23 protein-coding genes are annotated in these 23,650 nt (G+C 60.1%); 13 read left to right on the top strand and 10 right to left on the bottom strand.

The window, feature by feature from the left end; all coding sequences use genetic code 11:
* The first annotated feature begins 124 nt into the window (after positions 1-124).
* Positions 125-1,003, top strand: coding sequence for a Tim44 domain-containing protein (locus AC06G5_RS29975; RefSeq protein WP_413703807.1), 879 nt, complete (start codon positions 125-127; stop codon positions 1,001-1,003).
* 138 nt (positions 1,004-1,141) lie between these two features.
* Entirely contained in the window at positions 1,142-1,549 is a 408-nt protein-coding gene (locus AC06G5_RS29980) for an SMI1/KNR4 family protein (protein ID WP_057396553.1), read from the top strand.
* Positions 1,550-1,571: 22 nt separating this feature from the next.
* Here the strand turns inward: AC06G5_RS29980 and AC06G5_RS29985 are convergent, their stop codons facing one another.
* Complete coding sequence (locus AC06G5_RS29985; RefSeq protein WP_413422876.1) at positions 1,572-3,335, bottom strand: cation:proton antiporter; 1,764 nt, start codon at positions 3,333-3,335, stop codon at positions 1,572-1,574.
* A 287-nt stretch (positions 3,336-3,622) separates the two neighbouring features.
* Here AC06G5_RS29985 and AC06G5_RS29990 point away from each other — a divergent pair, with 287 nt between their 5' ends.
* On the top strand, positions 3,623-4,105 hold the full coding sequence (locus tag AC06G5_RS29990) for an acyl-CoA thioesterase (RefSeq protein WP_007934430.1): 483 nt from the start codon (positions 3,623-3,625) through the stop codon (positions 4,103-4,105).
* Positions 4,106-4,229: 124 nt separating this feature from the next.
* Here AC06G5_RS29990 and pdxY read toward each other — a convergent pair whose 3' ends face one another.
* Positions 4,230-5,102 carry a pyridoxal kinase PdxY gene (gene pdxY, locus AC06G5_RS29995; protein WP_413422878.1) on the bottom strand — a complete coding sequence of 291 codons (873 nt, stop codon included), beginning with the start codon at positions 5,100-5,102 and terminating at the stop codon, positions 4,230-4,232.
* 119 nt (positions 5,103-5,221) lie between these two features.
* Here pdxY and AC06G5_RS30000 point away from each other — a divergent pair, with 119 nt between their 5' ends.
* Positions 5,222-5,635: a DUF3301 domain-containing protein gene (locus tag AC06G5_RS30000; protein ID WP_085716156.1), complete on the top strand. Its 414-nt coding sequence runs from the start codon at positions 5,222-5,224 to the stop codon at positions 5,633-5,635.
* A 4-nt stretch (positions 5,636-5,639) separates the two neighbouring features.
* Here AC06G5_RS30000 and AC06G5_RS30005 read toward each other — a convergent pair whose 3' ends face one another.
* Complete coding sequence (locus AC06G5_RS30005) at positions 5,640-6,611, bottom strand: CobW family GTP-binding protein (RefSeq protein WP_413703806.1); 972 nt, start codon at positions 6,609-6,611, stop codon at positions 5,640-5,642.
* A 27-nt stretch (positions 6,612-6,638) separates the two neighbouring features.
* Here AC06G5_RS30005 and AC06G5_RS30010 point away from each other — a divergent pair, with 27 nt between their 5' ends.
* Positions 6,639-6,995 carry an NADH:ubiquinone oxidoreductase gene (locus AC06G5_RS30010; protein WP_413422882.1) on the top strand — a complete coding sequence of 119 codons (357 nt, stop codon included), beginning with the start codon at positions 6,639-6,641 and terminating at the stop codon, positions 6,993-6,995.
* A gap of 15 nt (positions 6,996-7,010) precedes the next feature.
* Here AC06G5_RS30010 and zigA read toward each other — a convergent pair whose 3' ends face one another.
* Positions 7,011-8,216, bottom strand: a complete 1,206-nt coding sequence (gene zigA / locus AC06G5_RS30015) for a zinc metallochaperone GTPase ZigA (protein ID WP_480458734.1) — start codon at positions 8,214-8,216, stop codon at positions 7,011-7,013.
* Positions 8,217-8,358: 142 nt separating this feature from the next.
* Between zigA and AC06G5_RS30020 the strand changes: the two genes are divergently transcribed.
* The 7 genes from AC06G5_RS30020 (at position 8,359) to AC06G5_RS30050 (ending at position 13,884) form a co-directional block, all read left to right on the top strand.
* The gene (locus AC06G5_RS30020) at positions 8,359-8,736 is read left to right on the top strand and encodes a glutamine synthetase (RefSeq protein WP_413422886.1); all 378 of its coding nucleotides are present in this window, start codon (positions 8,359-8,361) and stop codon (positions 8,734-8,736) included.
* A gap of 202 nt (positions 8,737-8,938) precedes the next feature.
* Positions 8,939-9,835 carry a GTP cyclohydrolase FolE2 gene (gene folE2, locus AC06G5_RS30025; RefSeq protein ID WP_413422888.1) on the top strand — a complete coding sequence of 299 codons (897 nt, stop codon included), beginning with the start codon at positions 8,939-8,941 and terminating at the stop codon, positions 9,833-9,835.
* Entirely contained in the window at positions 9,832-10,500 is a 669-nt protein-coding gene (locus AC06G5_RS30030) for a metal ABC transporter ATP-binding protein (protein ID WP_480458736.1), read from the top strand. The genes folE2 and AC06G5_RS30030 overlap by 4 nt, the downstream gene beginning before the upstream one ends.
* Positions 10,500-11,366: a metal ABC transporter permease gene (locus AC06G5_RS30035; RefSeq protein ID WP_413703803.1), complete on the top strand. Its 867-nt coding sequence runs from the start codon at positions 10,500-10,502 to the stop codon at positions 11,364-11,366. The genes AC06G5_RS30030 and AC06G5_RS30035 overlap by 1 nt, the downstream gene beginning before the upstream one ends.
* Positions 11,367-11,377: 11 nt before the next feature.
* A complete protein-coding gene (locus tag AC06G5_RS30040) occupies positions 11,378-12,253 on the top strand; it encodes a metal ABC transporter substrate-binding protein (RefSeq protein WP_480458738.1) in 876 nt (291 codons plus the stop codon).
* The gene (locus tag AC06G5_RS30045; protein ID WP_008018335.1) at positions 12,250-12,810 is read left to right on the top strand and encodes a gamma carbonic anhydrase family protein; all 561 of its coding nucleotides are present in this window, start codon (positions 12,250-12,252) and stop codon (positions 12,808-12,810) included. The genes AC06G5_RS30040 and AC06G5_RS30045 overlap by 4 nt, the downstream gene beginning before the upstream one ends.
* A 195-nt stretch (positions 12,811-13,005) precedes the next feature.
* On the top strand, positions 13,006-13,884 hold the full coding sequence (locus AC06G5_RS30050) for a His/Gly/Thr/Pro-type tRNA ligase C-terminal domain-containing protein (RefSeq protein WP_413703802.1): 879 nt from the start codon (positions 13,006-13,008) through the stop codon (positions 13,882-13,884).
* A 121-nt stretch (positions 13,885-14,005) separates the two neighbouring features.
* Here the strand turns inward: AC06G5_RS30050 and AC06G5_RS30055 are convergent, their stop codons facing one another.
* Positions 14,006-14,527 carry a DUF3617 domain-containing protein gene (locus AC06G5_RS30055; protein ID WP_413422899.1) on the bottom strand — a complete coding sequence of 174 codons (522 nt, stop codon included), beginning with the start codon at positions 14,525-14,527 and terminating at the stop codon, positions 14,006-14,008.
* Positions 14,528-14,659: 132 nt separating this feature from the next.
* Here AC06G5_RS30055 and cls point away from each other — a divergent pair, with 132 nt between their 5' ends.
* Positions 14,660-16,099: a cardiolipin synthase gene (gene cls, locus AC06G5_RS30060; protein ID WP_413422901.1), complete on the top strand. Its 1,440-nt coding sequence runs from the start codon at positions 14,660-14,662 to the stop codon at positions 16,097-16,099.
* Here cls and cfaB read toward each other — a convergent pair.
* The 5 genes from cfaB to AC06G5_RS30085 all read right to left on the bottom strand — a co-directional run bounded on the left by cfaB (position 16,096) and on the right by AC06G5_RS30085 (position 23,460).
* Positions 16,096-17,280 (bottom strand): C17 cyclopropane fatty acid synthase CfaB, encoded by a 1,185-nt coding sequence (cfaB, locus tag AC06G5_RS30065; RefSeq protein ID WP_413422903.1) that lies wholly within the window; start codon positions 17,278-17,280, stop codon positions 16,096-16,098. The genes cls and cfaB overlap by 4 nt on opposite strands.
* A gap of 219 nt (positions 17,281-17,499) precedes the next feature.
* Complete coding sequence (locus tag AC06G5_RS30070; protein WP_413703801.1) at positions 17,500-19,410, bottom strand: cation-translocating P-type ATPase; 1,911 nt, start codon at positions 19,408-19,410, stop codon at positions 17,500-17,502.
* Positions 19,407-20,465 carry a protease modulator HflK gene (gene hflK / locus AC06G5_RS30075; protein WP_480458741.1) on the bottom strand — a complete coding sequence of 353 codons (1,059 nt, stop codon included), beginning with the start codon at positions 20,463-20,465 and terminating at the stop codon, positions 19,407-19,409. The genes AC06G5_RS30070 and hflK overlap by 4 nt, the downstream gene beginning before the upstream one ends.
* Positions 20,462-21,505, bottom strand: a complete 1,044-nt coding sequence (gene hflC / locus AC06G5_RS30080) for a protease modulator HflC (protein ID WP_413422909.1) — start codon at positions 21,503-21,505, stop codon at positions 20,462-20,464. The genes hflK and hflC overlap by 4 nt, the downstream gene beginning before the upstream one ends.
* Complete coding sequence (locus tag AC06G5_RS30085) at positions 21,502-23,460, bottom strand: SPFH domain-containing protein (RefSeq protein WP_480458743.1); 1,959 nt, start codon at positions 23,458-23,460, stop codon at positions 21,502-21,504. Before AC06G5_RS30085 ends, hflC begins: the two co-directional genes overlap by 4 nt.
* Between the last annotated feature and the right edge of the window lie 190 nt (positions 23,461-23,650).

Raw genomic sequence — 23,650 nt, forward strand, 5'->3', positions numbered from 1 at the left:
TATTGCGCTGACTGAAGCTGAACACGACCTGTCAGGCAAAAGCCCGAAACACTCTGCCGCTAGCCAGTAACACTTCAGCTGTGCAACATGGCGCGCGTGCCTTCCACAAATGGGAATTCCCTTTATGAAACGTTTTCTTAGCATCGCCATGGCGTTGTGCATCGGCCTGACGATGAGTCTCGACGTCAATGCCGCCAAGCGCTTCGGTGGTGGCAAAAGCGCAGGCGCTGCGCCGACGCACCAGACCAGCCAGATGGCTCCTTCTTCTCCAGGCATGGGCGGCGCCGCGGCGACCGCTGGTGCTGCCGGTGCCGCTGGCGCCGCTGCCAAGGCCGGTGGCGCTTCGCGCTGGCTCGGCCCTCTGGCCGGTATCGCCGCCGGTGGCCTGCTGGCATCCATGTTCATGGGTGGCGGCTTCCAGGGCATGCAGATCTTCGACATCCTGATCATGGCCGTCATCGCGTTCCTGGTCTTCCGCTTTATCGCCGCCCGTCGTCGCAAGCAGCAGGAGCATTACGCTCCGGCCGGCCATGCGCCGATGCAGCGTGAAGCGTTCGAACAAAAGCCGGCCGGCGGTTCCATCTTCGGTGGTTCGGCAGCGCCTGTTGCCGCCCGTCCAGTGATCAATGCTCCAGCCTGGTTCAACGAAAGGAACTTCGTCGAAGCGGCACGCAATCACTTCCAGTCCCTGCAACAGCACTGGGACGCCAACGAAATGGACAAGATCGCCGAATTTGTCACTCCGCAAATGCTGGAATTCCTCAAGCGCGAACGTGCCGACCTGGGCGACGGTTTCCAGTCCACCTACATTGATAACCTCAATGTACAACTGGACGGTGTGGACGATCGCGCCGACAAGACCATCGCCACCCTGACCTTCACTGGCGTGTCGAAAACCTCGCGTTTCGACCAGGGCGAAGTCTTCAGCGAAAGCTGGAACATGGAACGCGCCCAAGGCGAAAACCAGCCTTGGCTGGTGGCCGGTATCCGCCAGAACGGCTGATCCCGCGCAGAACTTCAGCTGCTGTAAACAAAACCCCGGCTTCGGCCGGGGTTTTCTATTTCACGGTTGCATCTATAGCGAGCTACTGTATAAACCGCCCCATATAAACCGCGCCATACAAGCAAGAGGATCCCGGACGTGGAAGAAATCATCGAACAACTGCGTGAAGCCAACGAACCGGTACCGGTCCCCTTGGAACTGCCCGACGAAGACCTGCTGGTCGAAATCGAAGAACAACTGTTCATCGACATTCCGTTCGTCTTCAGAGAGTTTCTGCTGACCGTCAGCGACGTGGTCTACGGTAGCCTGGAACCGGTCACCGTGACCGACCCGCAATCCCACACCTACCTGCCCGACGTTGCCGCCAACGCCTGGGACGCTGGCGTTGATCGCAGCATGATTCCTATCTGCCAAGTCGGTGATGACTACTACCTGGTCGAAGAGGACGGCACCGTGGTGCTTTGGCAGGCCGAAGAAGAGCTGATCGCCGAAGAAACCTGGGAGTCCGTGTGGCACTGGGCGCGGGACGTCTGGCTGGAAAGCTGATCCCACCAACGCCGCAAGGTGGTCAATGCCTGGACGACTCCTTGTGATTGTCGAGGGTTTCCAGCAACGCCACCTGCATCCGCGTGTGCACACGAATGAACCAGCGCCACAGCAGCGCCGCCACGGCGGCCGCGACCACGGCGATCAGTACCAGCAACTTGTTGGTCGGCAGAATACTGGCCGACAAGGCTGCCAGCAGCAAAAAGATCACCAGCAGCGACAGGATCGGGATCACTTCGGAGATCACCCGGCGCACTCGCTGCGTGTGGCGCCCGGCCATCTCTGGCTTAACGCCCATTTCCGCCAGCAACATCGACAGTGCTTTGAGCTTGCGGTACGCCGCAATCAAAAAAGGCAGCGACAACAACAGCGCCCCGCCCCAGATCAATGCCTTCTGCCAGCTCGGGTCGCTGATCCAGCCTTGCAGGTAAGCCGACATACGCTCGGCGAAGAACGCACCTGATAAGAAGATCGCGATTACCAGCGCCAGATTGACTCCCACCTGCAGCAAAATCCTCCGAATCATGGATGCCAGTAACGCGCCCTCACCCTGAGGCTGGATGCTGCGCAGCCATTCGCCGTACATCCCCAACACCCGTCCCAGGCGTTCCGGCATGGCGCCGGCGAGCTTGATAGACAATGGATCAGCCGCGCGGATCAGATAAGGCGTCAGTAAGGTCGTGATCACCGAAACCGCCACAGCCACGGGGTATAGAAAGTTACTGGTGACCTGCAACGTCATGCCGAGTGCCGCAATGATGAAAGAGAACTCGCCAATCTGTGAAAGACCCATCCCGACTCGCAGCGAGGTGCGTCCGTCATTACCGGCGATAAACGCACCAAGGCCACAGGACAACATCTTGCCGAGCACCACGGCTACGGTGATTACGGCGATCGGCCAGGCGTACTGAAGCAGGATCGCCGGATCGAGCATCAGCCCGATGGCTACAAAGAAAATCGCACTGAAAAGATCGCGAACCGGTTCAATCAAGCGCTCGATTTTCAGCAGTTGTCGGGATTCAGCCATGATCGCGCCGATCAGGAACGCCCCGAGGACCATGCTGTATTCAAGCTTGACCACCAGCAGGCAAAAGCCAAAACACAGGCCCAGCACGGTAATCAGCAGCATTTCGTTGCTCTCGAATCTGGCCACGTAGGCCAGCAACCGCGGCACCATCAGAATGCCGATGACCAATGCGACGATCATGAACAGCGACAGTTTGCCGACGGTAGAAAACACTTCGCCGGAGCTGACCGTACCGCTGACGGCGATGCTGGACAGCAATGCGATAATGCCGATACCCAGAATGTCTTCGACGATCAGCACCCCGAATATCAGCTGTGCAAATCGCTCGTTCTTCAACTTCAGATCGTTGAGTGCCTTGACGATGATGGTGGTCGAGGAAATCGCCAGGATCGCACCGAGGAACAGTGAATCCATGGTGTTCCAGTCGAACCAGCGACCAATCTCGTAGCCGATCCAGATCATCAACACGATTTCCAGGAACGCCGCGATGAATGCCGTGGCGCCGACCTTGAACAACTTGCGCAGGCTGAACTCCAGGCCCAGGCAGAACATCAGGAATATCACGCCGAGTTCGGCCAGGGTCTTGATGGTTTGTTCGTCATGGATCAGGCCGAATGGCGGGGTGTGCGGGCCAATGATGAAGCCGGCGACGATATATCCCAGCACCACCGGTTGTTTCAGGCGGTGGAAAACCACGGTGACCACACCTGCGATCAACATGATCACTGCCAGATCCTGAATGAAACTGATGGCATGCATGGTGTGAGACTCCCTGGATGGCATTGCTCGATCCCCGGACGCAGGAAAAGTCTGATCGAACAGAACAAAAATCTGGATTGCGTGTAGGAAATGCCCTTGAAGCAGAGCTTTTTTGCAGGGTAACACCGCGACTTCTGGCAGAAAGGCGGTGCAATATATGGAAACAGATCGATCCGGCGTGACGGCGACTCCGCACCCGGCGTCCCGATAACTGTTGGTTTGAAAAAACCGCTGAGGCACCCGCAGAGGTGCATCCCTCAAACCTGGTCTTGACCCGTGAGAATGCTATGGAACCCGGAAACGCCCAGCTGTCGATGACGGTATTGATGACCCCAGACATGGCCAACTTCTCTGGCAATGTTCACGGCGGCACCCTGCTCAAATACCTCGACGAAGTGGCCTACGCCTGCGCCAGCCGTTATGCCGGCCGCTATGTGGTGACCCTGTCGGTGGACCAGGTCATTTTCCGTGAGCCGATCCATGTCGGCGAACTGGTGACCTTTCTCGCCTCGGTCAACTACACCGGCAACACCTCCATGGAGGTGGGTATCAAAGTGGTGACCGAGAACATCCGCGAGCGCTCGGTGCGTCACACCAACAGTTGCTTCTTCACCATGGTTGCGGTGGATGACCAGCGTAAACCTGCATCGGTACCGCCGCTGCAACCGCAGAACAGCGAAGACAAGCGCCGCTATATGCAGGCCCAGCAGCGTCGGCAGATTCGTCAGGAGCTGGAAAAGCGCTATCAGGAAATCAAGGGCGACGCCTGAGTGTGCCTGGCGGGCTGATGGTGTTCTTTAGATAGCCTTCGCGAGCAAGCCCGCTCCCACAGTTGTCCTGTGTGGGAGCGGGCTTGCTCCGGGCGGCGATCCGACGAATGGTGGCAACGCTGAATCAGAGGCTGATCGAGCTCGCTTCGAACCGCACCCGCGGATGGGCAATCCGGTCCTGAGCCCGAACCAGTTCCAACTCGTAGCTGGCACACGCCTGGGTTTCCAGCAGCACTTCATGCACCGCCGATGCCGCGAACTCGAACGCGGCTACCAGACTGTCTCCCAGCAGCACACGCGCCAGGAACAACCCGGACGTCAGATCGCCCACACCCACCGGCTGACGCGGAAACGCCAGCAACGGGCGCTGCAAATGCCAGCTGCCTTCGGTCGTCACCAGCAGCATCTCGAAGACCTCTGCCGGTTTACCGGGGTAGTCCAGATGCTTGACCAGGACCGCTTTTGGGCCGCGCGCCAACAAAACGCGCGCCATGGCCAGGCAATCGAACAGCGATTGCGGCTTGCGTCCGGAGAAGCTGTCCAGCTCCAGCTGGTTCGGGCACATGAAGTCCGCCACGGCGGCGGCCTCTTCCAACAGAAAATCACCGACTTCCGCCGGAACACTGCAACCCTTCTCCGGATGCCCCATGACCGGGTCACACAGGTAAAGCGCCTTGGGGTTCATCGACTTGATCCGCGCCACTCCCGTCAGGATCGCCCGGCCCTGGGCCGCACTGCCGAGGTAACCGGAGAGCACCGCATCGCAGTTGCCCAATTCGCCAATCGCCGCGATGCCTTCGACCAGGTCCGGTATCTGCTGCGGTGCCAGCACTTCACCGGCCCACTGACCGTACTGGGTGTGGTTGGAGAATTGCACGGTGTTGAGCGGCCAGACATTCACCCCGACCCGTTGCATCGGGAAAACCGCGGCACTGTTGCCGGCGTGACCGAATACCACGTGGGACTGGATAGCGAGCAAATGCGGAGTACGTTTCATGCGGTGGATTTCCGTAAAACGATTGAAATTCTAGCCGCGCAGTATGCGACTAAACGCAGCCTGTACGACAGACCAGCGACGCAGTTAAGCTGACACTATCTTGTTGGAGCACCCTGTTGATGCTGACCCTTGGAAATATATTCGTGCTGATGCTTTTCGCCACTGCCGGCGCATGGCTTTGGCACAATCACGGCTTGCGCGAACGCGCGCTGGAGCGGGTCAAACAGCACTGCAGCAAACTCGGGATCGAATTGCTGGACGGCAACGTGGCCTTGAAAAGAATAGCGTTCATCCGGGATGCCAGTGGTCGGCGGCGCCTGGCCCGCGTGTACAACTTCGAATTCACCGTGACCGGCGAAACCCGCCACAACGGCACCATCACCCAGTTCGGCGCTCACAGCGCACAGATTGAACTGGCGCCCTACCCGGTTCCATTCGACGAAACCGAACCTCCGGTCGAGGTGGTGAAGCCTCGCGCAGAAGTGATCGAGCTGAGCCAGTGGCGTCAGGAACATACCAAGTGGCGACCTTGAGCCATTAACCCGGTTCGGATCGACACGCTGCAAGCTCACTCTGCAGTCGTTCTGCATTCTGCGGCTCACTGAAAATCAGCTCGATACGCGAATCCTGCCGCCATTCACTGGGCCGCCAGTCCAGCACCGAGTTATCCACCGCATTCACCGAGACCCACCCTTGCACACTGTGGATAACCAGCTTCGCCCGCTGCCAGCCATGGCTTTCCAGCCAGCGGCAGACCAGGGCGGCATCAAACACCTGGCTCGAATGCCAGCGCCAACCGATGCTCCAGCCACCGTCCTGTTCCTGACTCAAGCAGATGGGCAACGCGGGATCAGTCCAGACAGCCGGCATCTGCGCCAATCCCTTGGGCACAACGAAGTTGTCCACACCCTCCAGCGCCTTGGCTTTCAGCCCCGGCAACTCGCTCAAGGGTAAAACCGCCTGTTGCGTCCAGTGCAGAGGAGTCGGCGGCAATTGCCTGGCGATTCGCTGGCGACTTTCTTCTTCGAGACCTTCAGATTTGTTCAGCAGTAACAATCCCGCATGGCTCAGCGCTTGCTGTTGCGCCTGCGGCAGCGGTTTGCCTGCAGCAAGCGCCTGGGCGTCCAACACCAGTACACAAGGCTGAACAGCCAACACGCCTTGCCACGGCGCTTCGCTCAATTGCCTGAGCAACTGTGCCGGATGCCCCAGCCCTGAGGGCTCGATGAACAGCCGATCCGGCTGTGCCTTGCGCAACAAACGCCCAAGACCAATCTGGAACGGTGCGCCGTTGACGCAACACAAGCAGCCTCCGGCCACTTCGCCCAGTGCGATACCATCTGCATCCCGGGTCAGGAGCGCAGCATCGAGACCGATCTGGCCGAACTCGTTGATCAACACCGCCCAGCGCTCGCCAGCCGGGCGCTGGGCCAGCAGGTGTTTGATCAGGCTGGTCTTGCCGGCGCCCAACGGGCCGGCAATGACATGAGTGGGGATATTCTGCAGCATGGTCGATGATTTCTGAGGAGGTGATGGATGCGGTTGATTGGCTTGTCATTGCTCCTGGCACTCGTTTCAGGCGAGGCACAGGCCCAGGCTTGCGTGGTTCACAGCCAGGCCGAGCGGCTTGATGTCCAGGTTTGCCAGCAGAACCGCAACATCCCGCCAAAACTCTTCGCCGATGGCTTCTGCCAGCCGAACCTGGCGGGGCAGAAAGTCGAGGTCCGGTATGTCGATCAGTGCCCCGGCGGCGCATTTGGTATCTGCAGCAACGCCCGAGTCGCCAATATGCCCTACCGACAGGATATTCACTATTACGGCGTTGCCACTGACACGGCGTATTTACAGCCGTACTGCGAGACTCGCAGCCAAGGCACCTGGCTCAAGCCTTGAAGCACCCATAGAGGATCAGGCAACCTCTTCGTACCAGGGGCCGAATGGATCAGGCAGCAAACGCCAGCCCTCTTCGCCCAACGCCATTTCTTCATCGGTCAGCAGGCATGCGTCCAGTTCGGCCGTGAGCTGCGTAAAGTCGATGTTCTGGCCGATGAATACCAGCTCCTGGCGACAGTCCCCGCTGTCGGCGGACCAGTTTTTCATGATCCCGGCGGTACTTTCCGCGTCCTGCGGCCATTGGTTTTTCGGTACGAAACGCCACCAGCGCCCGGCAAAACCATAGCGCATCAAACCACCGGCCTGGGACCAACTGCCGGCGTCCATGTGCTTGCTCGCCAGCCAGAAGAAGCCCTTGGAGCGCAGCAGCTTGCCGTTGTCCCAAGACCCGTCGATGAAGTTGAAGAAACGCTGCGGGTGGAACGGCCGGCGAGCCCGGTAAGCGCTGGAAGCAATGCCGTATTCTTCGGTTTCCGGCACGTGTTCGCCGCGCAGTTCCTGCAACCATCCCGGTGCCTGGGCCGCCTTTTCGAAGTCAAAACGACCAGTGTTTAGAATCTTATTCAAAGGGATTTCGCCCATTGCCATCGGAATGATTTCCGCTTGGGCGTTGAGCCGTTGAAGTATGGCGATCAGTTCCTCGCGTTCGTGGCTGCTGATCAAGTCGACCTTGCTGAGCAAAATCACATCGGCGAACTCGACCTGCTCAATCAACAGATCGGTGATCGAACGCTCGTCTTCTTCCCCAAGTGTTTCGCCTCGGGAAGCCAGGCTTTCGGCAGCCTGGTAATCGAGCAGGAAGTTCATGCCATCGACCACCGTGACCATGGTGTCCAGACGTGCGATGTCGTTGAGGCTCTGGCCGCTTTCATCGCGGAAGGTGAAGGTTTCCGCCACCGGCAGCGGTTCTGAAATACCGGTGGACTCGATCAGCAGATAGTCGAAGCGACCTTCCCTGGCGAGCTGACTCACTTCCTCCAGCAAATCTTCACGTAACGTACAGCAAATACACCCGTTACTCATTTCCACCAACCGTTCTTCAGCCCGATTAAGACTGACATCACGCTGGACTTCGGTGCCATCGACGTTGATTTCGCTCATATCGTTGACGATGACTGCAACCCGCAAACCATCGCGATTACGTAGTATGTAATTAAGAAGTGTACTTTTTCCGGCACCAAGAAAGCCGGAGAGAACGGTCACGGGGAGTCGATTGGACATCTGCATATTCCTCACAGGGATGCCCGGTCGCTGTGCCGGGCTTACATAATGTTATACTGTAACAATTCAAATAGACCATCCCCTCTTGCTCAGTAGGGCAAAGGACAGGATGCTGAACGCCGCTCCCCTCGTGAGAAAGCTCATGCGCAACGCCCTTAAACCCGCATTGATAACGCTGTCCCTGCTGGTGGCTGCCGACGCGATGGCCCAGGTCCCGAGCCTGGCCAGGTGCACTCGTAGCGCCAACCTGTTGGCCTGCGTGGATGCGGATGGCAACGCCTACAGCGTCAACACCGCCGGAAGCACGATCTATCTGCGTGGGTTCGAAACGGCCGGCAAACGCTATTGGGTGCAGACCAACAGCCGCTACGGCCAGTTCACGTTCTTCACCGGTATCGCTTCCGATGGCGAGGCGTGGGTTGGCTACAACCAGCGCGTCGGCTGGACCACGATCAACCGGTTTTCCAGCTCCGGCGGCAGCAGCGCCAAGTTCACCTGCAGCCGGATCGCTGGGTGTTAGGCCAGCCTGCTCCACGCGCCTCTGATGCAACGTGGTGATACCCGCCAGGCTGCCAAGTACGGTACTGCCCTGGGCCAACGACTGAGATCACCGCTGAGGCTGGTGCCACGGTGGTCGATGAAGACCTGTTCATGAAAAAGGCATCGTCGATTTAATTGTTATACTATAACATGTCAAATCAACTCCCACGATGGACCTGCTCATGAATGCGCTGACTCTGCCGGATATCGCCACGCAGGCCTCACGCCAAGCCCTGCCACTGGAGTGGGTGGGCATGTGCGGCATTGCTCTTCCTGTTTTGTTTGATGGCCAACGATTGAATGCAAAGGCCGATGCCGGCGTGAGTCTCGACGACGGCAATGCGCGCGGCATTCACATGTCACGGCTCTATCTGGCACTTGAACTGTTGGAGCAGGAAAGCCTTTCACCGGCCTTATTGCGCCGGGTTTTGCAGCGCTTTCTTGAGAGTCATGAAGGGCTGTCCAGCAGCGCTCACTTAACCATTCACGCCGATGTGCTGCTGAAAAGACCGGCGCTGATCAGCCCACTGGCGGGCTGGAAAAGTTATCCGGTGAGCATCGAAGCGCGTTTGAAAAATGCGATGTTCCACGTGGAACTAAAAATCGACCTGCTTTATTCCTCAACCTGTCCGTGTTCTGCGGCCCTTTCTCGACAGCTGATTCAGCAGCAATTCGTCGATGATTTCGCCAACAAACCGCTGCAACACGCTGACGTTTTGGCGTGGCTCGGCTCCACCAACGGCATCGTCGCCACACCTCACAGCCAACGCAGCAGCGCAAAGTTACGCGTACGGCTGGCTGATTTTCTGGATGAGTTGCCTCTGATCGCCGTCATCAACGACGCCGAAGCCGCACTCGGCACAGCCGTTCAAACAGCGGTAAAACGCGCCGACGAACAGGCCTTCGCCCTGGCCAACGGTCAGAACCTGATGTTCTGCGAAGACGCCGCACGCCGTTTGAATCTGGCCCTGAAGCGTTCCACGGGCATTAACGCCTTCCACATTCGCGTGATCCACGCCGAAAGCCTGCACGCCCATGACGCCGTAGCGGAAAGCCGATTCAACTGGGAGGCAGCATGATTGGTTGCCAATCCTTGCGTTGGGGCGCACCGGGACAGCCACTCACGCCGGCGCTGGACTTCGAACTGCCGAAGGGCAGCCTGACCGCCATCATCGGTGCGAACGGGTCCGGTAAAAGCAGCCTGTTGAAGGTCATCGCCGGCCTGCAGAAACCCTTGGCTGGAAAAGTACGGCTGGGTGTTCCACGCAGGGGCGGTGTGTCGTTCCTGCCTCAGCAACAACACCTGGACAGACAATTCCCGATCAGCCTTCAGGCATTGGTCGCTGCCGGTTTCTGGGGCAACAGACAATCAGCGGAAATCCGCAGCCAACGACTGAAAGCCGCCCTCGAAAACTGGTGCCTGAACGGCCTCGAAGATCGCCCCCTGATGGCCCTTTCCGGCGGTGAGTTGCAACGCGCCCTGCTCGCCCGATTGAGCCTGACCGAAGCGCCCTTGCTGTTGCTCGACGAACCCCACGCGGCCCTCGATGAACGCGGCCAGGCATTGCTCTGGAAGCACATACATCAGTGGCACTTCGAAGGCCGGACGCTGGTGGTTGTGTGCCACGACCTCGCCGCTGTCCGCGAGCACATCCCACACACATTGCTGATCAAAGGCAGCGGTTGTGTATTCGGCCCGAGCTCCGAACTGATCCGCCAACAACCTCAATCGCAGGTGGCCTGATGATCGCTGCAACGCATCTCTGGCAACCGTTCCACGAGTTCGTCTTCATGCGTCGGGCGTTGCTCGGTGGTTTGCTCCTGGCGTGCAGCACGGCGCCCTTGGGCGTGTTTCTGATCCTCAGACGCATGAGCCTGATCGGCGATGCCGTCGCCCACGGCATCCTTCCCGGTGCGGCACTGGGCTTCTGGTTTGCCGGATTGAGCCTCCCGGCGTTGACCATCGGTGGCCTCGGTGCCGGCCTGAGTATGGCGGGCCTCGCTGCCTGGATTACCCGACGCACCGGCCTGCGAGAGGATGCCAGCCTCGCGGCGATTTACCCGATTTCCCTGGCCAGTGGCGTGTTGATTCTCGGCATTGCCGGCAAACGCCTGGACCTGTTGCACCTGCTGTTTGGCTCGGCGCTGGCGGTCGATGGCCCCACTTTGACCGGCATGCTTTGGGTCTCGGGCCTGAGTCTGATGGCCATGGCATTGATCTACAGACCGCTGCTGCTCGACACCCTCGACCCACTTTTTCTGCAAACCGTCAGCCGACTTGGCCCACTGGCCCACGGCGTGTTCCTGACACTGGTGGTGTTGAATCTGGTCATTGGTTTTCAGGCGATCGGCGCATTGATGGTGGTCGGCTTGATGATGTTGCCTGCCGCTGCAGCGCGTTTCTGGAGTCGCCGTTTGCCGGTACTGATCGTCGTCGCCGCTTTGCTCGGCAGCCTCTCGGTGTGGCTCGGCCTGTTGATCTCGTTCTACTACTCGCTGCCCAGTGGCCCGGCAATCGTGTTGGTCGCAGGCGCTGGGTATCTGTTGTCCGTGGTATTCGGACCGGTGCACGGCTTGCTGCGCCGCCCGCCTTTGCTCACATCCCAATGAGGTGTTATCCGATGCGCGCTTTACTCGTGCTGCTCAGTTTGATGGTGTCGATGTCGCTGTCTGCTGCTGAAAAACTTCAGGTGGTCACCAGCTTCAGCATCCTTGCCGACATGACCCGTCAGATCGGCAAGGATCACATTCAGATCACCAACATGGTCGGCCCGGACGCGGATGCCCACACGTACGAGCCGACACCGGACGACGCCAAAGCGCTGCTCAAGGCCAGGCTCATCATCAAGAACGGCCTGGGTTTCGAACCCTGGCTGGATCGCCTGGTGACCAGTACCGAGACCCAGGCGCCGGTCATCAGCGCGAGCCACGGAGTCATACCGCGGAGCCTGGATGAAGACGGCGAAACCGTTCCCGACCCGCATGCCTGGCATAACCTGGCGAACACCGAGCTGTACATCGCCAACATCACCAAGGCGCTGATTGACGCTGACCCGGCGAACAGCGCCGACTATGAGCGCAACAGCCAGGCGTATCTGAAACAGGTCTACGCCCTGCTCGCCGAAGCCAAGGCCAAACTCGGTTCATTGCCAGCGGGCAACCGCAAGATCGTGACGTCCCATGACGCCTTCGGTTATCTCGGCCAAGCCTACGGCATCGAGTTCATGGCACCTCAAGGCCTGTCCACCGAGCGCGAACCTTCGGCCGCCGAGGTGGCCGCACTGATCACCCAGATTCGTCAGGCCAAGGTCAAGGCGGTGTTCATGGAAAACATCAAGGACGCCCGCCTGCTCAAGCAGATCGCCGATGAAAGCGGTGCGCAGATCGGCGGCACGCTGTACTCCGATGCCCTTGCGGCGAGCGGCCCGGCCAGCACCTTCACCGGGTTGTTCGAGTACAACCTCAACACCCTGTACAACGCGTTGAGCAAGCCATGATCCGCAAGAACCCTTCCGGCGATTTACCGCTGATTGCCGAGTCTGCCTACGTCGACAAGACGGCAATCATCTGCGGCAAAGTGGTGATCGGCGAGAACGTGTTCGTCGGCCCCTACGCGGTGATACGCGCTGACGAAGTCGATGACTCGGGCGACATGCAGCCGATCACCATCGGCGCCAATTCGAACATCCAGGACGGCGTGGTGATCCATTCAAAATCCGGTGCGGCGGTGACCATTGGCGAATTCAGTTCCATCGCCCACCGCTCGATCGTGCATGGCCCCTGCACCGTCGGCAATCGAGTGTTCATAGGCTTCAACAGCGTGCTGTTCAACTGCGTGGTCGGTGACGGTTGCGTGGTACGGCACAACTCGGTGGTCGACGGGCGTGACCTGCCTGCGGCCTTCTACGTGCCTTCCACCACGCGGATCGGTCCCAACACCGACCTCTCGCAATATCCGCCGGTGAGCGTCAGTGCCTCGGAGTTTTCCGAAGACGTGGCGCGCACCAACGTCGATCTGGTGCGCGGCTACAAAGCCCTGCAAAACGAGTTCTGACCATGAGCAACGTACTGATTCGCAATGCCCGTGTTGCTGGAGTTGGTCGCGGAACAGATTTTGCCGATCACCACACTGGTGGCCAAAACCAGCCATCGTGTCAGGACAAATTGCCTGGCATGACAAACGTCTTAATGACAGCACCCCTACGGTTTATGCGATAACGCTCGTTAGAAGCACCAGAGTACGCCGACCATGATCCAGATCACCCTGCCCGATGGTTCATTGCGTGAGTACGACCAGCCGCTGTCCGTGCACGAGGTGGCCGCCAGCATCGGCCCCGAACTGGCCAGCGCAGCCGTAGCGGGCCGAGTCGATGGTGTACTGGTGGACTGCGAATACATGATCGAGGCGGATGCCCGGGTCAGCATTGTCACCCCCCGGGAGCCGGACGGCCTGGAGATCCTGCGGCGCTCCTGTGCATTGATGCTGGCCATGGCGGTCAAGCAACTCCACCCCCATGCGCAAATGCGCGCGGGAAAGGAATTGGGCGACGGTTTCTTTTACGAGTTTTCAGTCGAGCGACCGCTGACCCCGGCAGACCTGCCCCTCATCGAAACGCGCATGCAGTCACTGGCAGCGACCAATCACTCGATCCGCCGTCGGCCGCCGCGCGAAGAGGTGCCGCTATACCGCCTGGGGGACACCGAATACCAGAGCCATGGACCGCATGTCCCCACCACCAAAGTCTTGCAGGCGTTTGCCCTCGATCACATCAGCGGAACGTTGCAACAACGGATCTACGGCACATGCTGGTCCAGCCACCAGGAACTGCAGCACTGGCGCGTTCCACCCCACGTGGTCGTCGTGAGCATGGATGACCGCCAGGCGACTTATGCACAAGCGGTGACCGAATCCTTGCGCCAACGGGGTGTGCGTGCCAAGGCCGACCTGCGTAACGAAAAAGTCCGCTACAAGATTCGCCAGCACAGCCAGACCGTGCCGTACCTGGTGGTGGTTGGCGAAAAAGAACAGGCCGGGGGGTTTGTCAGTGTGCGCAGTCGTACGGGGGAGGATTTTGGCCGGATGGCCGTCGAGGCGGCGTGTGAATGGTTGAGTCGGCCGGGGATCTAGGGAGGCTGGATGGACGCTTTCGTCGGATCGCCGCCCGGAGCAAGCCCGCTCCCACACTGGATCTGTGGTGTTCACAAAACCAATGTGTGGGCTTGCTCGCGAAGACGATCCGACGAAGCTTTTAGGCTCTTGGCTTCACCGTGCCGCAGTCCTGACCCAACCAGACGGCGCGGGATTCGAGGCTACCTTTCTGCTGAATGCCGGTGGCGTTGAACGTCCCGTTGACCTTGGTGGTGAATTCGCGATCACTGACGAATGTCGCCACGCCGGCACCCTGGGCTCTCGGGCAACTGAAGCGGAATTTCCACTGATTGCCGGAGCGGTCGGTGATTTCCTGCTTGCAGCCCGACTGCGGATCGGTCAACGGAATGTTATCGGTCCTGACCTGCTCTGGGGTCAGGCACGCCCGGATCCCTTTGCCCCCCATGGTGATGCCCTGCTTTTCCAGCTGTGCGCGCTGCTCAGGGGTCATCTGGCTCTGAAGCTGACCCAGGATCAATTGCAGGTCCGGCATATTCTGCTCATCGACCTTCATGTTGCTCGTGGTCAGCTCCCACAATCCTGGTTGCAGCATTTGCGCGTGAGCCGCCACAGGAAGTGCCAAACCCAGTGCCATGGCCAAACCCAGCAGACGAACGTTCATCGAGTAACTCCTGATCAGTTGTGGCCGTTAGACGTCGGCCACGCGCTTCGGTTCATGGGTCAATTAATTAGCGACATTCTGCACGGAACATGGTCTGTTAAGCACTGAATCTCCAGGAGCAAGGCAGCCCCCATGGATTATTTCGGACCGCATATTTTCGGTTATACCATCGCCCTGCTGCACTCGCTGGGCATGATCGCGGCCATACACGCGGTGTTGACCGTCCGTACCGCCCAAGGCTCGATCGCCTGGGCCCTGTCGCTGTTTTTCATCCCTTACTTCACGCTGATCCCGTACCTGGTGTTCGGCCGCAGCACCTTTGATGGTTACATCAAGGCCCGGCGACAGGCCAACGAGGAAATGCGCAAGGCCGTCTCCGAACTCAACTGGCGCCCCTGGGTGGAAGAAGCACTCACCGCCCGCGCTTCGGCCGCATACGCCTCACTCAGAGCAATGCCCAAGCTCGGAACCATGCCTTGCCTGGCCAATAACGAGATGCGCCTGTTGATCAACGGTCAGTCGACATTCGAGGCCATTTTCGATGCCATCAGCCGGGCGAAGGAAGCCGTGCTGATCCAGTTCTTCATCGTTCACGACGACCGGCTCGGCCAACGCCTGCAATCCCTGCTGTTGAAGAAAGCCGCCGAAGGCGTGGCGATTTACCTGCTATATGACCGAATCGGCAGCCACTCCCTGCCCCACGGCTACGTGCAGGCCTTGCGTGATGGCGGGGTCGAGGTCAAAGCCTTCGCCACCCGAAGTGGCTGGCTCAACCGCTTTCAGGTGAACTTTCGCAACCACCGCAAGATCGTGGTGGTGGACGGCATTCTCGGCTTCGTCGGCGGGCACAACGTCGGTGACGAATACATGGGCGAGAAGCCGCCCCTGGCCCCTTGGCGCGATACCCACGTACAAGTGCGCGGGCCAGTGGTGGCGTGCATGCAGGAGTCTTTCGCCGAAGACTGGTTCTGGGCGGCTCGTGCATTGCCGCCGCTGATCCTGCCCGAGGTTTATCCGGAAGGCGGCGTGCTGTGCCAGTTACTCGCCAGCGGCCCGGCCGATGCCTGCGAAACCTGCTCATTGTTCTTTGTCGAGGCCATCCACGCGGCGACCGAGCGGGTCTGGATTACCAGCCCGTATTTCATCCCCGACGAAGCCGTGTTCGCGGCGTTGCGCCTGGCGGTACTGCGCGGAGTGGATGTGCGCCTGCTGTTACCGTCCCGGCCCGACCACCGAATCGTCTACGCTGCCTCCAGCCTCTACGCCTTCGAAGCAGTGCGCGCCGGTGTGCGGGTATTCCGTTACGAACCCGGGTTCCTGCACCAGAAAGTGGTGTTGATCGACAGCGAAATCAGCGCCATCGGCAGCGCCAACATGGACAACCGTTCGTTCCGGCTGAATTTCGAAGTGATGTTGCTGACCGTCGACAGCGCGTTCGCCGCCGAGGTGGAACAGATGCTCAACGATGACTTTGCCAACGCCCACGAAATCGCCAAAGAAGAAAGCCGGGAGACCCACCGCGTCCAACAGCTCGGCATGCGGGTCGCCCGGCTTATTTCACCGATTCTCTAGAGGTAGATATCGTCCCGGGTCCATGGCAGTTCATGACTGCCATCGGCGTGGGCCTTCACGGCGAGAATCTGGTGCAGGTTGATCCAGCCGCGGGCGAACGCGTAAGCGCAACCGGCCAGGTAGAGCCGCCAGATGCGCAGGACTTGTTCCGGTACGAGTCTGGAGGCCGCTTCGAGGTTGTCTTCCAGGCGTTCGCTCCAGTGATCGAGCGTGCGCGCGTAGTGCAGGCGCAAGCTCTCGACGTCAACGATTTCCAGCCCGGCCTCACTGATCTCGGCAGAGATCATCGACAGGTGTGGCAGCTCGCCATTGGGGAACACATATTTTCCAATGAAGTCACCGGCACCGCGTCCGACCGGACGGCCATCGGTGTATTTGGCGGTGATCCCGTGGTTCATCACCAGGCCGCCGTCTTTCACCGCGCCGAACAGGGTCTTGCAGTACTCGGCAAGATTGGCGTGGCCGACGTGTTCGAACATGCCGACGCTGACCACTTTATCGAAACGGCCATCCTGCGGCAGATCGCGATAGTCGAGCAGTTGCAGTTCGACCAGGTCCTCCAGGCCTTCCGCTTTTACGCGTTCCCGGGCCAGGGCCAACTGCTCCTTGCTGAGGGTGATACCGAACACTTTCGCGCCAAATTCTCGCGCCGCGTAACGCGCCAATCCGCCCCAACCGCAACCCACATCCAGCAGATATTCGCCGGGTTGCAGGCGCAGTTTGCGGCACAAATGACGGAATTTGGCCTGCTGGGCCTGCTCGAGGCTTTCGCTGCCAGTCTCGAAGTAAGCGCAGGAATACGCCATGTCGCTGTCGAGCCACAGCTGATAGAACGCGTTGGAAAGGTCGTAGTGGTAGGAAATCGCCTTGGCATCCATCTCTTTGTCGTGGGCGCTACGAACCGGCTGATTGTCGTCGCCTTCATCCAGCAACGCCTGGCTCCATTCATCGCAGACGCGGATCACATCGCTGATGGAGCCTTCAAGCTCAAGTTTGCCTTCGACAAATGCAGCGCCAAGGGCGTCCAGGCTTGGATGGGTAAACTGGGTGACCATTTGTGGGTCCTTGACCACAATCGTGACACTGGGCGTCGGCCCCAGATTGAATTCATGGCCATCCCAGAGTCTCAGGCGAAGCGGTAATTGCAGATTCTGTAAGGCCGGTGGAAGATGCGCGAGCATGGAGAATCCCCCTTGTTTCAGACGTCTAAACAGAGGGTAGACCATCTTTGAAAAATAGCTGGCTATCTAATTAATAGCCGTTTTCAATGATTCGCGACGCCTACACCTGCCGCCGCGAACGCACAAAATGATGTGCCCTCATCTTCAATGACTACGAACCGCGCGCACAGTTCTAAAAAATTGAAGTCCTCGCGACTACCCGGTTTAGAGCAATCGCCTTCAGGCTTCGTCCTTGAGTTTGAGCAGTGGCTCCTGGAACCGCAGCAAACGACCGGCATTGCCCAACACCAACAGGGTGCTGAGGTTATGCAGCAACGCCGCAATCATCGCCCCGGCAGCGCCAAGCCAGCCGAACGCGGCGAAGGCCACGATCGCCAGGGTCCAGCCCAGTCCGATGATTACATTCACCTGCAACGTCTGACGGCACTGACGACTCAGACGCACACAGGTGCCGAGGCGGCGCAAGTCACTGCCGATCAGCACGATGTCCGCCGATGCCAGGGCGATGTCTGCGCCACCGGCGCCCATGGCCACACCGACCACACCGGCCTTGAGGGCCAGTGAGTCGTTGATGCCATCGCCGACCACCATTGGCCGAAAGCCGCTATCGATCTCCTTGAGCACGCGGTTGAGTTTGTCTTCGGGCAGCGCCTGCGCTTCGACGTCACTGATCCCGACATCCCGGGCGAGCGTTTGCGCGACGCTGTGTCGGTCACCGGTGAGCAACAACTGACGGCCCAACCCCAGGTCACGCAACTCGCTCAAGGCAAACTGCGCCTCGGGTTTAACGCTGTCTGCCAGCAACAGCCACGCGAGGAACTCACCGTTGAGTGCCAGCCCAGCAATCGGGCCGTCATGATCGGGAACCGTTGTTGTGCTGATGCCCAGTTGCGCGAACAACTCTGGCCGGCCGAGTGCCGCTTCGCCCTGCCCGGTCATCGCCACCACGCCCAGGCCTTGGCGCTCATGAATGTCGGAAAGCAGCAGGAAATGCTCCTGGGTCACCAGCCCCGCCAACGCACGGCTGACCGGGTGACTGCTGGCCGAGCCGAGGCTGGCAGCCAGCTTCAGGACATGGCTGCGATCCTCAAGCGGACTGTCGATGGATTGCAGGCGCAAGGTGCCGAAGGTCAGCGTGCCGGTTTTATCGACCACCAGGGAGGTGAGGTCCGCCAACTCTTCAAGGAACGCGGAACTGCGGATCAAAATCCCGTGACGTGCCGCCACTGCCACCCCGGCAATCGCCGTGGCCGGTGCCGACAACACCAGAGCGCAAGGACAGGCCGCGACCAACACCGCGAGCATCGCTTGAGCGTTGTTGGTAATGAACCAGGTCACGGCGGCCAGCAGCAACACCAGTACCATATAGCTGCCGGCGTAACGCTCCAGCAGACGAGTGATCGGCGGCTTCGAACGCTCGGCGTTTTGCATCAGGGCGATGACTTTGCCGAGGGTCGATTCCTGGCCGGTGCGGGTCACTTCGATTCGCAGCAGGCCGTCGAGGTTGATCGCGCCACCGAACACCGACATGCCGACGCCCGCCTCCATCGGTACCGATTCGCCGGTAATGGAGGCGGTGTCCAGACTGGCCTGCCCGGATAGCACCCGGCCATCCGCCGGCACCCGGTCCCCGGCGCGCACCTCGACCAGATCACCAGCCTTGAGCGTGCCGTTGTCGACTTCGATGATGGAGCCATCCGCCTGCACCTTGCGCGCGTGGCTGCGGGTCAGTTTGCCGAGGGCGTGAATCGCCTCCTGGGAGCCGATCACGCTGCGCTCTTCCAGCACGTGGCCGAAAATCATGATGATCGGCAACAACGCTGCGGTCAGCAGATCGCCGGTGGCCCAGGCACCCAGCATGGCCAGGGCAATCAATTGATCGGTGATGCCGTGCAGGCTCGGATAACGCAAGCTGTACCAGGCCGAGCGCATGACCGGCACGGCGACCAGCAACGAGGCAAAACCCAGCAGCAGCTGGCTGACACCAGTCTGCTCCGGCGCCAGCCATCGCCAGATCAGGCCCAGCGCAAGCAGGCCCAAGGCGAGCATGGCCAGGGTCAACTGGCGCGCGGCGCTACGTTGTTCTGCCGAAGACAACATGCTCGGCGCGGTGGCGGTTTGAGCGGTCATTGTGCTGCTCCCTGAATGATCAGGCGGGAATCGTCTTGGGGATCGACAGTCGTGACCGAGCCGGCCTGGCCGAGAATTTTCGGCATCCGCTCGCGATAAATGCGCAGCAGCATTTGCGGGTCAGTCCCCTGCTGTTGTGCCTTGGCCAGGCTCAACACCGTGGCGGTATCAGCCGAGGCTTTGGCCAGTCGTTCGCTCGCCTGGGCATGGGCCACTTGCAGCGTACGGTCGGCTTGCTCGTTGGCGGTCTGCGTCAACTTCTCGGCTTCGGTGCGCGCATTGGCGACGGCTTTATCGGCTTGCTGGCTGGCCGTGAGTACCGCGTTGAAGGCGTTCACCGCAGGGCTGGGCAAACTCGATTGCACATCCACTCGCGCCACTTCGATCCCCAAGCCTTGTCCTGTTGTCGTGAGTTCGGCCAGCCGTTGATTGATGCCCTGCACCAGATCACCACGCAAGCGCTCACGACGTTCCGCCGCCTGGCTATCGGCGCCGATCAATTCCGGACGAGCGACCAGAATGGTGTCCAGATCCCGCGCGGCCGTGAGCGCTAGCGCGCTGCGGGTCACCAGACGATCCAGAGCCGGCAACACGTGTTCGCCCTGAAGCACAAACGCATAAGGCTCGGTGACTTTGTAAAAAACCCGCACATCGAGTTGAACCACTCCGGCATCACCGGTTAACAGATAGCCGGAACCTGCGAGGGCATCGCTGATGGGCGTGGCAAAACTGGCCACGCGATCTGCCTGCATCGCGGCACCACTGCGCAACAGACTGTCCACTCGCCGCTCGATCACCCGATCCGCCGCCGGCAACAAAATCACCTGTTCGAACGGTTGCGGCCAAGCCAATAACAGCCCGGCATTCTGAATGCGATCCAGCGCGCCGAAATGCAAAACCACGGCGCGATTTTGCGGATCGATCTGCCGCACATTGGAAAACGCCCACGCCAACGCCGCCAACACCGTCACCGCGTACAGGGCAATAAACGCCAATCGCCCGGCCTGAATCCAGGGGCTGCTCAACTCATTTGTTCCACGTGGAACCAAACTCATGGCTGTGATCCCGACTTGTTGTCGAGGCTCGGCGGCCCGTCTACCAACACCCGGAACGGGGCGGCGTCTGTGCGCAGAATCAGCTTGGTTCCCGGCGTCACCACCGTGCCCAAGGTGTCGAGCGAGCGCAGCAGGTTGTAGAGCTGTGGCGATCCAGCATAGGCACGCCCATAAATTTGCGCCGCTTCGACCCGTGATTGCGCTTCGATATCCGCCGCTTTCACGGTGGCATCTGCCTGCACAATTCGCGCATCACGCTCGGCGGCAGAACGAATTTGCGCGGCTTCACGCTTGCCGATGGCCGTGCGTTCAGTGGCGATGGTTTCACGCTCGGCGCGCATCCGGTCGACGGTCGCGGTGAGCGTCACCGAAGGCAGCGTCAACCGTTCGATACCGACCTGCAACACGCGCACGCCATAAGTGGTGAGCAGTTGCTGATCGATCTGCTTGCGCAGTTGTGCTTCGAAATCGGCGATGCGCACCTGGCTGGCATCGGTATTCACCAAATTCGCCAGATCAAAACTGCTGGCGGTGGTTTCCAGTGCGGAGCCGACAAAGGTCCGAATCTGTCGCGCGGCTTCATCGGGCTGGTTCTGCACCGCGCGCATGAAACGTTGCACGTTGTCGGGATCGCCCTGTACCTGCCACGCCACGTAGGCCTGGACGATGATGCGCAAACCGTCCCGGGTACCGACATCCTGCAAACCGCTGGACGTGGTGCGCAACCGCAGATCCACCGGGATCGCCGCCTCGAACGGTGCCGGCCAGCGCCAGCCCAGCCCCGGTTCCAGTAAGACGCGTGAAGGGTTGCCGAAGCGTGTGATCACCGTGGCCTCACCCGAACGCACCTGCACCAGGCTTGCGGCAGCGACCGCAAACGCTACCAGCAATGCAGCCCAACCCATGCGACGCCACGGGAATGGACCGGCCTCCTGCGGATCGCCGTGGTGATGATGGTGATGGCCGTGGTGGTGATGCCCGCCATGGCCGTGATCGTGGCCAGCGTGGTCATCGTGATCGTGAGTATGGGACTGGCTCAATTGGCAGCTCCTGGCTGAGCGGTTTTACGCGACGGCGCAGAGTCAACCGGCAGCGTGAACGTACGGAGGTCGATGGTTGGCGCATTGCTGCTGCCGCCCAGGCGATGATCAAGAACCAGCAACTTGGCGTTGGCCAAACCCTGGGACAATTGACTGAAATACTGCTCCAGCACAAAGGCCTGACCAGCGCTGGCGTAGGCTTTCTGTTCGGCGTTGAATTTCAGGTCTGCCGCTTGGGCGCCAGCATTGATTTCACGAGCACTGGCCGTCGCCTGATCGCGGGCGATGCTGGCCTGCAATTGCGCCTGGTTGGTGGCCTCGGCAGCGGCGCCGCGTTCCCGGGCGATCAGGGCTTGCGCAGCAATCTGCGCTGCTTGCACGCCGTGATAGGCATTGGCTGCACCGGCCGGCGGGTGAATCGCCTCGACCACCGTGGCGAGAATTTCCACGCCGCTGTCGAGTTTTTGCAGGTCAGCCTGGACGGCGCGGCCGATTTCTTCGGCCAGCCCTACCCTGTCCTCGCCAAGCAAACCGTCGAGGGTGCGGGAGGCGAAGTCGTGGACCAGGATTCGGCTGGCGGTGCTGCGAATCAACATCGGCACATCGGCACTGTTATAGGTCGCGGCCAACGCCGCCTCATCGCTGAGGCCAATGCGATAGACGAAGCGCACGTCCATGTTGACGATCTGAAAGCTCTGCTTGTCGGCTCGGCTGCTGGCGATCACCTGCGATTTGTCATTCACATGGCTGGCATCCCACAAGCGGTTGGCAATCGCCGGAGCCGGGCCTTCGGCGGGGTCAGCCTGAGCGGGGGCCGAGGTTTCGCCAACACTGGTGGCCAATTCGTGAACCACGCCATTCTCGATGTTCAATACGCGGCCCAATGGCCACGGCAAACCCATATGCAAACCTGGGCCAAACACCTCAACTGGCTTGCCGAATCGCTCGTAGATGCCACGTCCTTGCAGTGCAATTTCGTGAATCCCGGTCAGCGACCAGCCAACCAGCGAAACCACCGCCAGCACCGGCAGGAACGCCCGACGTATATAAGTGAAGGCCCAGATCTGCCGTAGATCGATGCCGAAGCGGTTATGCAATTCGTGCTGCAACGCCAGCAATGGCTGCGGTGGCCAGCGCAGCATGTCAGCGACAAAACTGCGCGCCAGCAACTCCGGCTCAAGACCTTCGCGGCGCGGGCTGAACAACGACAACACCGCGCGCAGCAACAGTTCTGCCGCCACCAGCCCCGGCAGCAGTCCGATCAACACCGCCAGGCGTACAGGCCATACCGAGGTTTCATCGGCAAACAGCAGACAAAAAGCACCGAGCACCAGGCTGATGATCACCACACGAATCAATTGAGCCAACGTGGCGGCTTCAGGCCATTGCGCGGTGTTTTCCTGCGCCAGATGACGCTCCATCACCAACAGGCCGAAGGCCAACAGCAAGGAGCACGCGGCACCGACGGTGGCCGCCAGGCCCAGTGCTGCCGGGGGTAACGCAAGGTTCCAGGCCTGTTCGACGCCCAATACCGCCAACAATGCCCAACCGCCAAGCCACAGCGTCGGCGCGCCGATTTGCCCGAGCAAGTGCCGGGATTGCTGGCCGATCCGGTCCAGCAAGCGTTCATACCACCCGGCAGGGGCGGCAGGTTCGTCGACAACGACCACCGGCACCACGGGATTCATGGCGCGGGCACGCCACTGGGCCACCCACCAGGCCGATTGCGCACCCGCCATCAACACGACAAACGCCATGCTCAGGTTCAGCAGCAACGCTGGCCACAATGTTTGCGACGTAAACAGCCCGGCAAAAAGCGCCAGCAGCACACCCACCGTCGCGAGTACGCCCGCACCGATGGCGAACTGGCGCAAACGCCGCCCTTGAATGAACGCCTGCTGAAAGCGCGGCAACCCGGCTAACGGCGTTTCATCAACATCGAGATCGACTTGCATACCACCCCAGAGTGTCTTCGTTTACATGGCAATTCGTTACGATATAACGAAAATGGTGAAATTTCCGTATTCAAGCGCGCTATCTAAAAATGCCCAACCTGTCGCTTACCTGAAGCCTTGACCGAAATGCTGCAGAACGCACATATTACGTTCGTAATTTTATTCAGGAACTACTTTTACCGATCTCTTT

This window comes from Pseudomonas sp. WT-JTC, assembly GCF_056711565.1.